Consider the following 16,313-nt stretch of genomic DNA (forward strand, 5'->3'; position numbering starts at 1 on the left):
GGTCCACACCGGAAGCCGACTCGGCCGCCGACACCACCACCCGGTCCGTCCACAGTGGAGCGTTGTCGGTGACGACCACGTCGACGCCGGCGCGCGACGCCATGTCGCGCAGGCGGCCGTCCGGGAAGTCCGGCTCCAGCGACACGAACGCGCCGCCGGCGCGCAGCACCGCGTGGACGGCGACGAGCAGGTCGATCCCGCGCGGCAGGCTGATGCCCACCGGCGATCCCACGCCGACGCCGGCCTGGACGAGCCGCGCCGCGAGGCCGTCGACGCGCGCGGCGAACGCGGTGCCCGTCACCTCGACGCCGTTCTCGTCGACGACCACCGACTCCGGCGCGTACCGGATCGGCAGCAGCGGCGGGTACTCCCGTACCGGGCCGCGCGACGCCGCGTCGACGACCGCATTGTCCTCGGTGGACAGTGGGGCGAGCCGGGACAGCGGCCGGCCGGGGTCGGCCGCGGCCTCCGTCACCAGGCGGGTGAAGTCGTGGCCGAGCCGTTCGACGGTCTCCCGGTCGAACAGGTCGGTGCGGTACTCCAGGGCGCCGGTGAGGTTGCCCGCCCGGCGCCACAGGAACAGCGACACGTCGAACCGCGACAGCGACGTGCCCATCGGCGCCCAGGTGATGGTGGCGTCGCCGACCTCGCCGGTCTCCCGTTCGGTGTCCTCGAGCGTGAACAGCACCGGCACCAGCGGGGTCCCGCCCAGGTCGCGCTCCGGCTGCAACTCCTCGACGAGCGCCTCGAACGGCACGTCCGCGTTGCCGTAGGCGTCCAGCGTCGTGCGGCGGACCCGGTCGACCAGCTCGACGAACGTCGGGTCGCCGCCGGCGTCCACCCGCAGGACGAGCGTGTTGAGGAAGAAGCCGATCATCGACTCGACCTCGGGCCGGGGCCGGTTCGCCGCCGGGGTGCCGACGACGAGGTCGGTGGCGTCGCTGTGCCGGGCCAGCAGCGCGTAGAACGCCGCGAGCAGCACCATGAACAGCGTCGCGTCGTGGTCGGCGCCGAGGGTGCGCAGCCGGTCGGCGACGCCGACGGGCAACTCCAGCGGGACGTGGCCGCCCTCGTACGTGCGCCGGGCCGGGGCCGGCCGGTCGGTGGGCAGCGGCAGCCGCGACGGCGCACCGTCGAGCTGCCGACGCCAATAGGCGAGCTGGGTGGCCCGCAGCCGCGACTCGACCAGCTCCCGCTGCCACACCGCGAAGTCGGCGTACTGCACCGGCAGCGGCGGCAGCGGCGAATCCGGAGAACCGTCGCGGAACGCGGCGTACAGCGCGCGCAGTTCGCGCACGAGGATGCCGGCCGACCAGGCGTCGGTCGCCGCGTGGTGGATGGTGACCAGCAGCTCGTGCAGTTCGGGTGCCAGCCGCACGAACAGCGCCCGGAGCGGCGGCTCGGCGGCGAGGTCGAAGCCGCGGTCGCCGTGCGCGGCCAGCGCGTCGGCGAGCCGGCCGTCGCGGTCGGGACCGTCCACATCGGACAGCTCCAGCTCGGCGAACGGCAGGTCGGTGTCGACGACGACCTGCACCACCCGGCCGCCGTCGCGGACGAGGCGGGTGCGCAGCACCTCGTGCCGGTCGACGATCCCGGTGAGCGCCCGGCGCAGCGCCACGGCGTCGATCGGGCCGGTCAGGCGCAGCCGGAGGTTGGTGTTGTACAGCTGGCCGGCCTGCTCCAGCTGGTCGAGGAACCACAGCCGGGTCTGGCCGTAGGAGGCGACAGGCGCCGGGTCGCGCGGCACCGGCGAGATCTGCGGCAGCCGCCGGCTCCCCTTGCGCGCGGTCTCCTCGATCGCGCGGGCCAGGTCGGCCACGGTGGGCCGCTCGAAGACGGCACGCAGCGCGATCGGGCGGTCGAACGTGGCCCGGAGCCGGCTGACGAGCTGGGTGGCGAGCAGGGAGTGGCCGCCGAGGGCGAAGAAGCTGTCGGTGCGGCCCACGTTCTCGCGGTCCAGCAGCCGGCCGAACAGCGCGGCCACCGTCTCCTCGGTCGCGGTCTGCGGGGTGTCAAGGGTTTCCGGCTCCCGCTGGGCGGTGCCGCCGGGCTCGGGCAGGCGCCGGCGGTCGAGCTTGCCGTGCGGGGTGAGCGGCAGCTCGTCGAGCACCACGAACGTCGTCGGCACCATGAACTCGGGCAGCCGCCCGGCCAGGTGCGCCCGCACGGCCGCCAGGTCCACGGCGGCCCGTCGGTCCGGCACCACGTACCCGACGAGCTGTTCGCCGCGCACCACCACGGCGCAGTCGTCGACGTGCGGGTGGGTCGCCAGCGCCAGCCGGACCTCGTTCACCTCGATCCGGTAGCCGCGGACCTTCACCTGGTCGTCGACGCGGCCGAGGAACTCCACCGCGCCGTCGGGCAACCGGCGGACCCGGTCGCCGGTGCGGTACATCCGGTCGTCGCGACGCCCGGAGAACGGGTCCGGTACGAAGCGTTCGGCGGTGAGGTCGGCCCGGCCGAGGTAGCCCCGGGTCACCTGCGGGCCGCCGACCCACAGCTCGCCGACGACGCCGTCCGGTACGGGCTGCCGGCGGTCGTCGAGCACGTACGTCACGGCGTGCGCCAGCGGCCAGCCGATCGGCGTGGTCACGGTGGACCGCCGCGGCGTCCGGTCACCGGGCAGCGCGAGCACGCCGACGGTGGTCTCGGTGGGCCCGTAGTGGTTGACGACGACCGCCGGGCCGGGAGTGGCGCGGAGGTCGGCGAACCAGCTCCACCGCGACGACTCGCCGCCGAGCAGCAGCGTGCGCCGGGGCATCAGCTCGGCCGGGTCGCTGACGGCGGCCCGCAGCGCCGCCAGGTGCGACGGCGTGATCTTCAGGTGGTCGACCGGCGCCTCTCGGACGAGCTGCGCGACGAACCCGGCGTCGGCGGCGAGATCGCGCGGGGCGAGGTGCAGCGTTCCGCCGGACAGCAGCGCGCCGTAGAACATCGTGACGCAGAAGTCGAACGTGAGCGGCTGCAGCATCGCGTACCCGTCGCCGGGTCGCTGGTCGATCACCGCGGCGAGCCCGTCGAGGTACGCCAGCACGTTGCGGTGCTCGACGGCCACCGCCTTGGGCGTCCCGGTGGAGCCGGACGTGAACAGCGCGTACGCCAGGGACGACGGCGTCGCACGGCCGGCGGGCGGCGAATCGGGGCCGGGCAACGGCTCGTCGACGGCCACCACGGGCGGCCCGTCGGCCGGCAACCGGCCGGTGAGCCGCCGGTGCGCGACGACCGCCACCGCGGCGGTGTCGCGGAGGAAGAACGCGAGGCGGTCCGGCGGGTAGTCGGGGTCGAGCGGCAGGTAGCAGCCGCCGGCCTTGAGGACGCCGAGGGCGGCCACCACGAGGTCGGCGTCGGTGGCGCAGCACAGCGCGACCCGGCTGTCGACCCGCACGCCCAGCTCGACCAGCCGGTGGGCCAGCCGGTTCGCCCGCGCGTCGAGGTCGGCGTAGGTGAGGTGACGGCCGTCGGCGTCGCGCACCGCGACGGTGTCCGGGTGAGCGGCCACCACGGCGTCGAACCGGTCGGTGATCAGCCCGCCCGGCGCCGGCCCGGTCACGACGGACCGGCCCGCGGCGAGCACCCGGTCGCGCTCGTCGTCGTCCATGATGGACAGTGCGTCGATCGGCGTGTCCGGCGCGGCGAGACCGCCGGCGAGCAACCGCAGCAGCCGGGCGGCGAACACCTCGGCCGACGCGTGGTCGAACAGGTCGCTGGAGTACTCGATCCGCCCGATCAGCCGCTCCTCCGCGACCACCGCCAGGTCGAGCAGGATGTCGAACTTCGCCGTGCCGTTCGACAGCGACGGCTCGGGGATCTCGATCATATTGAATCCGGCCTGGTACAACGGCGACCGGCTGGGGTCGCGGTCGCGCTGGTACAGCTCCACGAGCCGGTCGAACGGCACGTCGCCGTTGTCGAGCGCGTCGAACACCAGCTGGCGGATGCGGCGGACCAGCTCGCGGAACGTCGGCGTGCCGGACAGGTCCAGCCGGAACACGACGGTGTTCACCAGCATCCCGATCAGGTTGGTCAGCTCCGGCAGGCCGCGCCGGTCGATCGGGGTGCCGACCAGGATGTCGGACTGGCCCGACAGCCGCGACAGCAGCGTTCCGTAGGCGGCCAGCGCGACCATGAACGGCGTGGCCCGCTCGCCCCGCGCCAGCCGGTTCAGGGCGTCGACCGTGTCGACCGGGACGTCGAACACCAGCTCGCCGCCGGCGTAGGTCTTCTTCGCCGGGCGGGCCCGGTCGGCCGGCAGTTCCAGCGGCGCCGGCAGGTCACCGAGCCGCTCGGCCCAGTACGCCAGTTGGGCGTCGAGGCCGCCGCCGGAGAGCTGGTCGCGTTGCCACGCCGCGAAATCGCCGTACTGGATGGGCAGGTCGGGCAGCCGCGGCTCGCGGTCCTCGACGACCGCCCGGCACAGCTCGGTCAGCTCCGTGATGAGCACCGCCACCGACCGGCCGTCGACGATCGCGTGGTGCAGGGTGAACTGCAGCCACCGGCCGTCGTCGCCGTACTCGATCAGCTGGGCCCGCCACAGCGGCGCCTCGTCGAGGCGGAACGGGATCACGGCGTCGGCGGTGATCAGGGCCCGCGCCCGGGGCCGCTGCTCCGGCGCCGGCAGGCCCCTCAGGTCGTGGTGCGTCACCGACACCGGCACCTCGTCGCGCACCACCTGCAACAGCGTGCCGTCGCGGGTGTCCAGCGCGGTGCGCAGCGTCTCGTGCCGCCGCACCAGCCGCCGCACCGCCTCCGCCACCTGCGCCGGCGTGATCGGGAACGGCAGCGGAACGGGCGCGAGGACCTGGTACAGCGGCAGGTCCGGGTCGAGCTGGTGGAAGAACCACAGCCGCTCCTGGCCGAACGAGGCCGGGAAGACGTCGGCGTCGACGATCATGCCTGTCCCTTCGATCGCGCCAGCCGCGGAATCGTGGTGGCTGCGGGCGCTGTCGCCGGTTGCGGCTCGGGCGCGGCTTCCGGTGCGGGCGCCGGATCCGGGACCGCGTTGGCCGCGCGCAGATCGGCGACGCGGGCCGCCACGCCGGCAACGGTCGGCGCGTCGAACAGCGCCCGCATCGGCAGCCGCACGCCGGTCGCCTTGCGGATCTGGGCGAGCACCTGGATGGCGACGAGCGAGTTGCCGCCGACGGCGAAGAAGTCGTCGTCGACGTCGACGTCGTCGAGGTCGAGCACGTCCGCCCAGACCCGGCCGACCACCGCGACGAGGTCGTCGGGATCCACGACAGCGGGCGGGTCGCTGCCGGCGTCGGTGTCTTCGCCGGCCGCGGTCTCCTCGCCGCGCAGCCGCGCGAGCAGCCGGCGGGCGTTGTCGGTGCTGCGGCGCAGCCGGCCGCGGAACGGGATCGGGTCGATGAGCACGTGCGGGGTGAGGTCGGCGGACATGGCCCGGTGGAACACCTCCACGGCGTCGACCGGCGAGATCATCACGGAGTCGAGGTCGTCGCCGGCCGCGATCTGTGCCGCCGCCCGCGCCGAGGGCGCGGGGGCGGCGGGTGTGGTCACGGTTGTCGTGACGGCCGCGAGGTCGACCGGACGCAACATGAAATCGGTGACGGAGACCAGCACCCGCCCGTCGTCGGCGACCACGGTCAGGTCGAACGACCGGACGCCCGGTGCGGTCGAGGCGCTCGTCGCACGCAGGTGGGCCCACGACCGGGCCGGGATGCGGTCGTGCACCACCAGCCGGCCGTAGCCGATCGGCAACGCCGCCGGACCCGCCTCCGGCCCATTGGCAGGCCCACTGACCGGCATCGTCGCCACGTCGAGCAGTGCCGGGTGCAGCGGCCAGCGGTCGAGGTCGGCGAGGGCGGCGTCGGGCGCGGTCAGGCCGACGAGCTGCTCGCCGGATCCCGCCCACGCCTCCCGGACGCTGTGCCAGCGCGGGCCGAACGCGAGCATCCGCCCGCCCTCGACCTCCACCACGGCCGGATCCGGGCACCGCCGGCGGATCGCGTCGAGGTCGACCGGGTCGGCGTCCACCGGAACCCACGCGGCCGTGCCGGACGTGTGCACCCGCCGCTCACCGTCCACAATGGACACCACCGTGACGTCGGCGCCGTCGACCTCGACCCGGACCTCGGCGGTGGACCCCGCGGGCACCGCGAACGGCTGGACGAAGGCGACGTCGCGCAGCTCCACCACGTGCCGCCCGTCCGGCGCCGGAACGACGGCCGCCACCGCCGCCCGGACCAGCTCCAGCTGCCCGGTGCCGGGCAGGACGGGCGTGCCGGTGAGGCGGTGCTCGTCGAGCACCCAGTGGGTGCCGGCCGACACGGTGCCGGCGCAGTACGCGGGCCGGCCCGGCCGGGCCGGGTGCAGCACGGTCAGCACCGGATGGTCGATCGGCGTCCCACCGGTCGCCGCGTCCCCGTCCGGGTCCGCACGAAGGCCGGCGGCTTCGGCCGCCATGCCGATGTCGCGCCAGCCGCACCAACCCAGCGACCGCACCGGCGCCGCCCACCCGCCGGCGGGACCCGCGCTGACGGCCGCCTCGGCGTCGAGGAACGCGTTCGCGCCGATGTAGTCGACGTCGCCGATGCTCGGCAGCACGGCGGCCAGCGACGAGAACAGCGCCACGAAGTCCATCGGCAGGTCGCCGAACACCGCGCGCAGGGCGAGCGTGCCGGCGACCTTCGGGGCGAGCACGGCCAGCGCGTCATCCCGGCTGCGGGCCTCGATCATGCCGCTGCCGGGGACGCCGGCCGCGTGCACGATGCCGTCGAGCCGGCCGAACCTGGCCAGCGTCTCCTCGCGCACCCGCCGTAGGTCGCCGGCGTCGGACACGTCGGCGGCGACGGCGAGCACCTGCGCGCCGGCCGCCTCCATCCGGCGCACCGCCTCGACGGCGCGGGCGGCGCGCCGGCCGAGCGGGCCGTCCCACTCCGCGCGCGGCGGCAGGCCGGCCCGCCCGACGAGCACCAGCCGGGCCGAGACCCGGACGGCCAGATCGTCGGCGATCGCCAGGCCCAGCGCGCCGAGCCCGCCGGTGATCAGGTAGACGCCGTTGTCGCGCAGGTGCCCGGCGTGCCCGGGGTCCGGCACGGTGACCGGTTCGAAGTCGCGGACCCAGGCCCGGCCGCGGCGCAGCGCCAGTGGACGGTCCGGTTCGTCGGCCGGGTCGCGCCACAGCGCGTCGCACAGCCGGCGGGCGGCGGGCGCGGTCAGGTCGGCGCCGATGTCGGCATCGGCGTCGATGTCGACGTGGCGGACGGTCACCGAACCCGACTCGTGCCCCGCCGTGAGCGCGATCCCGGCCACGGTGGCGCCCGCCGGGTCGACGGCATCCCCGCCGACGACCTCGTACGCGCCCGCGGTGACCGCGTCGACGTGCACCCGCGCGTCACCCGTCGCGCCGGCCGCGATCGCCGCCTGCACCAGGTGCAGCAGGCTGAAGAAGACGGTGTCCTGGCTGTCGCGGGCGTCGAGGGCCCAGGCGTGCACGACCCGCTCCGGGACGCCGGCCCCGGCGAGCCGCACGTAGTCCTCGGGCGCGGCCGGCCGCAGCCGGTACCCGTCGGCGTCCGCCGCGAACGCGTCACCGGGGCGCACCTCGACCACCTCCGTGCCGGCCGCCCGCAGGGCGTCGACCAGGCGGTCGCCGCGGGGGCCGGCGGTGAACGCCAGGCAGCGCGGTGCCGGGTCCGCCACGGCCCGGGGCGCGAGCTGACGCCAGACCGGCGCCTGGATCCACTCGTCGATCTCCCGCCGGGTCGCGTCGGCCGGGGCCGGCCGGACCACCGGGGCGGCCTGACCGGCCGGCACCAGCTCCATGTCGGGCTCGACCCAGCAGCGCACCCGCTGGTACGGGTAACCGGGCAGCGGGACGCGCTGGGCCCGCTCGCCGAGCGCCCGCGGGTCGAGGTCCACGCCGTGGGCCCACAGGTGCGCCGCGGCGGTGTAGCAGGTGGCGAGCGGGTCGCCCTTCTCGCCGCGGCCCGGGATCGTCGGGAGGACCGGGGTCGTCTTCGCGGTCTGCATCCGGGTGAGCCCGGCCAGTTGGCGGCCCGGCCCGAGTTCCACGAACGCCCACTCGTCGCCGGTCCCGACCAGCCGCGCCACGCTGTCACCGAACCGGACCGTCCCGCGCAACTGCCCGGCCCAGTAGGACGGGTCGGTCGCAGCCTCGGTGGTGATCCAGTCACCGGTGACGTTGGACAGGAACGGAAGCACCGGCGCCGACCGGGGCGTGTCGGCCACGGCGGCCGTGAACGCCGCCAGGATCGGCTCCATCATCGGCGAGTGGAACGCGTGCGACGTGCGCAGCGCCCGGCTGCTGACGCGGGCGGCGGTCAGCTCGGCGGCGAACGCGTCGAGCTCGTCCGTCGGCCCGGACACCACGCAGGCACCGGGACCGTTGACCACGGCGATCGCCAGACCCGCCGGCAGCCGCCCGGCGAGCTCGTCCTCGGCCAGCTGGACGGCGAGCATCGAGCCGGCCGGCAGCGCCTGCATCAGCCGCCCCCGGGTGGCGACCAGCCGCAGCGCATCCGGCGCGGCGAACACGCCGGCGACGGTCGCGGCGACGTACTCGCCGATCGAGTGGCCGACCATCGCGTTCGGCACGACGCCCCAGGACCACCACAGCCGGGCGAGGGCGTACTCCACCGTGAACAGGGCCGGCTGGGTGAGGCCGGTGTGCCGCAGCCGCTCGTCGGCCGCCGGCCCGGTGGCGAAGATCAGCTCGCGCAGGTCGGTGCCGAGCCCGTCGCCCAGCACGTCGGCGCATTCGTCCACTGTGGACCGGAACACCGGCTCGGCGCGGTACAGCTCGGCACCCATGCCGGCGTACTGGCTCCCCTGGCCGGAGAACAGCCACACCACGTTCGGCGGCAGATGGTTGCCGGCGCCGGTGAGGCTGCGCCGGGGCGCGGCGAGCGCCCCCGCGGCGTCCACGGTGTCGCGCGCCACCACGGCGGTCCGGTGGACGTACGCCCGGCGCCCGGCGCGCAGGGTGTGCGCGACGTCGGCCAGGTCGAGGTCCGGGTGCTCGGCGAGGTGACCGGCGAGCCGGTCCACCGCGGCGGCTAGCGCCTCCGGCGTGCGGGCCGACACCTGCACCACGTGCGCCGACCGGGTCGACGGCGTCCGCACCCGCGCCGGCGGCTCCTCCAGCACGACGTGCGCGTTGGTGCCACCGATGCCGAACGAGCTGACCGCGGCGCGACGCGGCGTCGGCCCGGTGTCCCACTTGGACAGTGTGGTGTTGACGTAGAACGGGCTCGACGCGAAGTCGATGGCCGGGTTCGGCGACTCGAAGCCGACGCTGGGCGGGATCAGCCCCCGGCCGAGCGCCAGGGCGGTCTTGATGACGCCGGCCACGCCCGCCGCCTGGCTCAGGTGCCCCATGTTCGACTTCAGCGAGCCGAGGCCGCACCAGCCGGTCTCGTCGGTGTTCCGGCCGTAGACCGCGCTGAGCGCCGCCACCTCGATCGGGTCGCCGAGCGCCGTGCCGGTGCCGTGCGCCTCGATGTAGCTGACGGTGCGCGGGTCGACCCCGGCGGCGCCGAGCGCGGCGGCGATCGCCGCCGACTGCCCGTCGACGCTGGGCGCGCTGAATCCGATCTTCGCCGCGCCGTCGTTGTTGATCGCGTTGCCGAGCACCACCGCGTGCACGGGGTCGCCGTCGGCCACCGCGTCGGACAACCGCTTGAGCAGCACCATCGCCCCGCCGGACGCCCACACCGTGCCGGTGGCGCCGGCGTCGAAGGGGCGGCAGCGGCCGTCGGCGGACTCCACGCTGCCCTCGGAGTGGGTGTAGCCCACGTTGTGCGGCAGCTCCACCGACGTCCCGCCGGCCAGCGCCAGCTCGCACTCGCCGGCGCGCAGCGCCTCACAGGCCAGGTGCAGCGCGACCAGCGACGTCGAGCACGCCGTGTAGACGTTGACGCTCGGCCCGCGCAGGCCCAACCGGTACGAGGTCGTGGTGGTCACGAAGTCGGGCAGGTTCGCCGTCGACATGCCCAGCGTGTCGACGGCCAGCTCCATCAACCGGCGGTTGCGGTACAGGTGACCCCACAGGTACTTGCCCGTTCCCGCGCCGCCGTAGACGCCGATGTCGCCGGCGTAGCTGCGCGGGTCGTAGCCGGCGTGCTCCAGCGCGCTGTGGGCCAGCTCGATGAACAGGCGGATCTGCGGATCGGCGAACGTCGCCTCCCGCCGCGACATCCCGAAGAGGTCGTGGTCGAACGACTCCATCTCGTCGAGCGGGTAGGTCACCGGCACGTAGGCGGGATCGTCGGCGACGTCGGCGGCCACGCCGGCCGCGAGTAGCTCGTCCCGGCTCAGCGTCCGCATCGGGACCACGCCGTCGACGAGGTTCCGCCACAGCTCCTCCACGTCGGCCGCGCCGGGCAGCCGGCACGCCATCCCGACGATGGCGACGGGCTCCACGCCCTCCGGTTCCGCCTCCGCGTAGTTGGTCATCGGTGACCTCCTCGGTTCCTCATTGCTGTTCCGCGTCGGGCCGGCGGGTGGCGCGGCCCCGGCCGCGGTGACGCCGGGCCGCACCCCGTGCGGCGGCCCGGTCGAGGTCGGGTGTGCCCGCGGCGCCGTCCAGGTGGGCGGCGAGCGCGCGGACGTTGGTGTGCCGGAACAGGTCGACCACGCGCAGGTCCCGGCCGAACAGGTGGTTGAGGCGGCGCTGGACGGCGACGAGCAGCAGGGACCTGCCGCCGATGTCGAAGAAGTTGTCGGTCGGCGAGAAGTCGTCCCGGTCCAGGACGTCCCGCCACACCTCGGCGATGCGGCTCTCCGTCGTCGTCAGCGCGTACCTGGCCGACCCGGCGGCCGGCCGCGGCGCGACCGGCGCGACCGGCGCGCCCACGACGGAGCCGGGCCCGCCGGCCAGGCCCTCGCGCAACCCGGCGTACGGCCCGAGGTCGACCTCGCCGACCGGCCGCTCCGGGTCGGCGAGCAGCCGCTCCAGCAGGTACCGGAACGCGGCGGCGAACCCCTCCGCGCGGGCGGCGTCGTACAGGTCCTCGTTGTAGACGACGTCGATGCGGAACCGGCCGCCGACCTCGATGGCGTACAGCGTCAGGTCGAACGGCGAACCGGGCACGCCCGGGTGCATCGGTGTGACGTCGAGGCCGGGCAGCACCAGCGCGGGCGCGGTGAAGTTGTACGCGTTGAACAGCACCTGCGCGAGCGGGTTGCGGGCCGCGTCGCCGCCCAGCCGCAGCGCGCCGACCAGCCGCTCCAGCGGGGCCTCCGGGTGCGCGAGAGCGTCGAGCAGTTCGTCGCGGGCCGCCCGGACGTGCGCGGTGAACCCGGCTTCGGGGCGCAGCCGCAGCCGCAGCGGCATGATCTCCACGAAGAAGCCGACGAGGTCGAGGAACGCGGCGTGCCGCCGGTCGACGGCCGGGGTGCCGAGCACCAGGTCGTCGCGGCCCACCAGGCGGCCGACGAGTTGGCCGAGCGCGGCGAGCAGCACGGCCGACGGCGTCGCCGACACGCCGCGGGCGAGCCGGCGCAGCGCGTCGGAGGCCTCCACCGTCAGCTCGCCGCCGGTCAGCGTTCCCCGGAACGACTGGGCGGCCGGGCGCGGCCGGTCCCGCGGAAGGTCCACAGTGGTCGGTGCGCCGTCCAGGTGGGCCAGCCACCAGGCCAGGTCGCTGTCGGCGCGGCGCGCGTGGCGGGCCGCGCGCCAGGCGACGTAGTCGGCGTACCCGGCGGCGGCCGGCGGCAATGGCGTGTCGCGGCCCGCCAATACAGCCGTGTACGCGGCGGCCAGGTCGCGGTAGAGCAGGTCCTGCGACCAGCCGTCGAACACGGCGTGGTGGGCGGTCACGGTCAGCACGTGGTCGTCGGGCGCGACGCGGAGCAGCCGGGCCCGCCACAGCGGACCGGTGGCCAGGTCGAACGGGACGCCGGCCTCGGCGTCGAGCCGCGCCTGGACGTCACCGGCGCCGACGTCGTCGACCGGCAGCGGCACCGGCCCGGGCGGGTCGACGGCCGCGTACGGGGTGCCGTCGGCGTCCGGGATCCGCCAGCGCAGCACCTCGTGCCGGGCCGCGACGGCGGTGAGCGCCGCCGCCAGCGCCGCGGTGTCGAGCGGGCCGCGGATCCGTTCGGCCATCGAGATGTTGTAGGCGGTGGCGTCCGGGGCGAACCGGTCGAGGAACCACAGCCGTTGCTGCGCCGGCGACAGGGCGGCCGGCGCACCGCGTCCCGGCTCCGGTCCGGCCGCCGCCGCACCGGCCAACCGGGCGGCGATGCCGGCGACGGTGCGGCCCGCCAGCACGTCCTCGATCTCGATCTCCCGGTCGAGGTCGGCCCGCAGCCGGGCGACCAGGCGCATCGCGGCGATGGAGTGCCCGCCGGCGTCGAAGAAGTCGTCGTGTCCGGAGCGGACCGCGACCCCGAGGACGTCGGCCCAGGCGCGGGCGAGGACGGCCTGTTCCTCGCCGGCCGGCCGGAAGGCGTCGATCTCCTCGGGTCCACTGTGGACGGTCGCGAGCTCGCGCAGGGCGGCCCGATCGACCTTGCCGGAGGCGTTGAGCGGCAACGCGTCCACCGGCACGAACCGGGACGGCACCATCGCGGCCGGCAGCGCGGCCGCGCAGTGCTCGCGCAGGGCCGCGGCGTCGAGGGACGAATCGTCGAGCGCCACGAACGCGACGAGGCGGGTGCCGTCCGCGCCGGACACCGGCTCGACCGACACCTGCCGCACCCCCGACCGGGCGGCCAGCACCGCCTCGATCTCACCCGGTTCGACCCGCTGCCCGCGCACCTTGACCTGCCGGTCGACGCGGCCGAGGAAGCGCAGGTCGCCGTCCTCCTCGACGACGAGGTCGCCGGTGCGGTACAGCCGGTTGTCGGGCCGGCCGGAAAACGGGTCCGGGATGAAGCGTTCGGCGGTGAGGTCGGGCCGGCCGAGGTAGCCGCGCGCCAGCCCCACGCCGCCGATCAGCAACTCGCCCGGCGTGCCCGGCGGCACGGGCCGCAGGTCGCCGTCGACCACGTGCAGGCGATGGCCGGGCAGCGCGCGCCCGATCGGCAGCGGACGGTCCCAGTGCCCCGCCGTCTCGAACGTGGTCACCATGACGGTGGCCTCGGTGGGCCCGTACGCGTTGGCGAAGCGGCGCACCGGCGCATCGGCCGGGCCGGCCCAGCGCTCGACCTGGTCGGGCGGCGGCGGTTCGGCGCCGGCGATCAGCACCCGCACGTCGGCGAAGTCGGCCGGGTCGAGCAGCGGCAGCAGCGACACCGGCAGGCACGCCCAGGTCGGCCGGTGCGCGGCGGCGAACCGACCGAGGCGCCCGGGATCGACCCGGTCGGACTCCGGGACCAGCGCGACCGTTCCGCCGGCGGCGAGCGGCACGAACACGTCCAGCACGCTGACGTCGAAGCCGAACGACGCCACCGCGAGCGCGGTCGTCCCCTCGTCGACATCCCAGCCGGCGGCGGTGGCGACGCAGAACGCGGTGACCGCCCGGTGGGTCACCACGACGCCCTTGGGAACGCCGGTCGACCCGGACGTGTACATGACGTACGCCGGATCGTCAGCGCCCGCCGAATCGTCGCCGGTCTCCGTGGATGCCTGGCCCACCACCGGAACCGGCACCAGTTCCAGGCCCGCCCCGGCGTCGGCGAGCAGCCCGCGGCCGTCGCTGTCGACGACGACCAGGCGGGTGCCCGCGTCGTCGAGCGTGGCCAGCAGCCGCCGACGCGGGTGGGTCGGGTCGAGCGGCACGTACGCCCCGCCGGCGGCCATCACGCCGAGCATCGCGACCACGGTCTCCGGGCGGCGGCGGCCGCACACGCCGACCGTCGTCCCCGGGCCGACGCCCAGCCCGCGCAGGGTTCCGGCGAGCGCGCCGACGGCGGCGGCGAGCTGTCCGTAGGTCACCTCGCGGTCCCACTGCCGGAGTGCCACCGCATCGGGGGCGCTCCGCGCCCGCGCGAGAATCAGTCCGGGAACGGTGGTCACCGCTGACCCCGCTCGCCGGGCTCCGGAAGGGAACCGGGCGCCGCCACCGGATCCCGGATCGTCATCCGCAGCTCGGAGTAGTACCGCCGGCCGTCGGCGTCGGGCACCCAGGTGTCCTCCGGGGTGGGCAGCAGCTCGGTCAGCACCACCGACACGTCGTCGCCGCCGTCGGCCCGCGCGCGGCGAACCATGTTGCCGAACGACGACACCAGCGCCGGGCTCGTGAAGTCGAGGTAGGTCGGCTTGATCTCGGTGCCGAGCCGGACGAAGACCCGCTCCGGCAGCCCGAGCGCGGCCCGCCAGCGCCGGGCCGCCAGGTACAGGCCCTGGTAGCCCTTCGCGGCCGCCAGGCCGGTCTCGCCGACCGTGCACCGCCACGTCTCCCGCGCCACGGTGAACCGGTCGACCGTGATGCGCGGCGTGTGCGCGCCCGCCGAGACCAGCTTGAACGCGTCGGAGGCGTGGATCGACAGGAACTCGCCGAACAGCTCGATCAGCGGCCAGGTCGCGCCGTCGGCCCGGCGGGCGACGAGCCGACCGTCCACATCGGACACCGTGAGGGCGGTGGCGGGAATCAGCCGGTCGGGGTCGGCGCCGGGCGCCGGCTCGTACGCCAGTTGCCAGGTCCGGTCGGACCAGGCCAGGTCGGCGATCCGGGCGGTCAGCCGCGGGAAGTTCTCCGGGAACAGCGACTTCACCCGGCCGGCGCCGAGGTCACGGTCGACGGTGCGGCGCAGCGCCTCGGGATCCGGATGACTGGTCATCCAGATGGCGCTGCTGCAGGTGAGGCACGCGGCGTGCAGCTCGCCGAGGACCACGGTGAACTCGCCGCGCGCCAGCGCGGCCAGGCTCGGCGCGGCGATCTGCAGGTCGGGGCTGTGCAGCCGGCCGTAGGACCAGCCGGGCCGGTCGGCCGGGAACGCGGCGCCGACCCGCTCGACCAGGTCGGCGCTCGCGACCGTGAGCCGGCGGGTGCCGGGCGCGACGTCGGCCAGGTCGAACACCCCGGCCCAGCGGCGGGCCAGTTCCTCGGTGACCGCGGAGACCGGCCGGTCGGCGCCGAACAGCAGGCCGTACGCCAGGTAGCGGAGGTCGCCGAACGGAACCTCGCGGGTGCCGAGGTCGTCGCACAGGTCCTCGTACACCTGGCGGAACGCGCTCTCGTAGGCCTCGGCGATCGCGGCGGTGAGCCACCGGGCGGCCCGCAGCAGGATGTCCAGCGCCGGCGCGATCGCCGCCAGCAGGTCCCCGCCGAACGTGATGTTCAGGTCCCGCACGGTGTCCTCGTGGCAGAGCGCCCGGCCCGCGTACGTCTCGCCGGCGCCGTGGCGCAGCGTCGTGCCGACGACCGCCGCGAACTCCCCGTCGAGGGCCGCGAGCGCCGCCCGCAGTTCGGCCGGCTCACCGGCCGCCGCGGCGACCGCGTCGCGGGCCGCCTCCAGCCGGTCGAGCCCGTCGACGCACTCCCGGCGCAGTGCCGGGTCGCCGACGTCCTCGACCACCGCCCGCAGCACCGTGCCGGCGGAGAGATCCATCGGCAGGTCGGCGCCCCACCGCAGGATTCCCCGCTCCACCAGCCGGTCCAGCAGGAGGTACACGTCGGCGGGCTTGCGCAGCCCGCTGCCGGCGTCGGCGACGAGGTCGTCGGCCAGGTCGACGGCCCGGCGCGGCCGCGGGAGGGCCGCGAGCGCCGCGGCCTCGGCGGCCGACAGCGGCAGCGGCGGATGGACCGGCCGGCGCACCTCCCGCCCGCACAGCAACAGGTGCGGTTCCAGCACCACCGGCAGCCACGGCCGGACGCGGGGGTCGGCGGCGAGACGCTCGGCGTACGCGGCCAGCGCCCAGCGTTCGAGGTACACCCGGCGGTCGGTGAGGAACCCCGGGCCCGGCCCGCCCGACACGGCGGGACCGGCACCGTCGATCGTCACCCAGCACATCGGCCCGAAGAAGCCGATGGTGTCGTTCTTGGCGCAGTACCGCTGCCAGTACCGCGCCACGATCTCCTCGCGGTTGCGGCGCTTGTAGTTGCGCCGCCCGTCCGGTCCGTCGGCGCGCAGCCCGTCGAGGGCGTGCAGCACGTTGGTGTTCTGCCAGGTGATCGCCTCGACGAACCGGGGATCGCCGGCGATCTCGTACAACTCGCGGCTGGCGTCGGCGGCCGCCTTGGCGAAGGCGTCGGTGAAGCCGGCCTCGTCGAGGGCGCCGGCGAGGTGGGCGTCGGCGGCGGCCGCCGCGTCGGGCGCGGCCAGCCGCTGCAGCCCGTCGGCCGGGAAGCCGGTCGTGCGCAGCAACGCGTCGGGCCAGATCCGCCACCCCGTTCCGGGCAGCTCGATCGGGTCATTGGCAGCAGGCATCGTCGACCACCCCC

Annotated in this window: 4 protein-coding genes; all 4 read right to left on the minus strand. The window is 75.6% G+C overall.

Annotated elements, in window-relative coordinates:
- On the minus strand, positions 1-4,891 hold a 4,891-nt coding region (locus Vau01_RS53470), incomplete at its 3' end, for a non-ribosomal peptide synthetase (protein ID WP_204009302.1).
- Positions 4,888-10,437, minus strand: a complete 5,550-nt coding sequence (locus Vau01_RS53475; protein WP_204009304.1) for a type I polyketide synthase — start codon at positions 10,435-10,437, stop codon at positions 4,888-4,890. The genes Vau01_RS53470 and Vau01_RS53475, both read right to left, overlap by 4 nt.
- 19 nt (positions 10,438-10,456) lie before the next feature.
- Positions 10,457-13,945, minus strand: a complete 3,489-nt coding sequence (locus Vau01_RS53480; RefSeq protein WP_204009305.1) for a non-ribosomal peptide synthetase — start codon at positions 13,943-13,945, stop codon at positions 10,457-10,459.
- Positions 13,942-16,299, minus strand: a complete 2,358-nt coding sequence (locus Vau01_RS53485; protein ID WP_204009306.1) for a lantibiotic dehydratase — start codon at positions 16,297-16,299, stop codon at positions 13,942-13,944. Before Vau01_RS53485 ends, Vau01_RS53480 begins: the two co-directional genes overlap by 4 nt.
- Positions 16,300-16,313: the final 14 nt, after the last annotated feature.

Source organism: Virgisporangium aurantiacum (assembly GCF_016863635.1).
Classification (GTDB): Bacteria; Actinomycetota; Actinomycetes; order Mycobacteriales; family Micromonosporaceae; genus Virgisporangium; species Virgisporangium aurantiacum.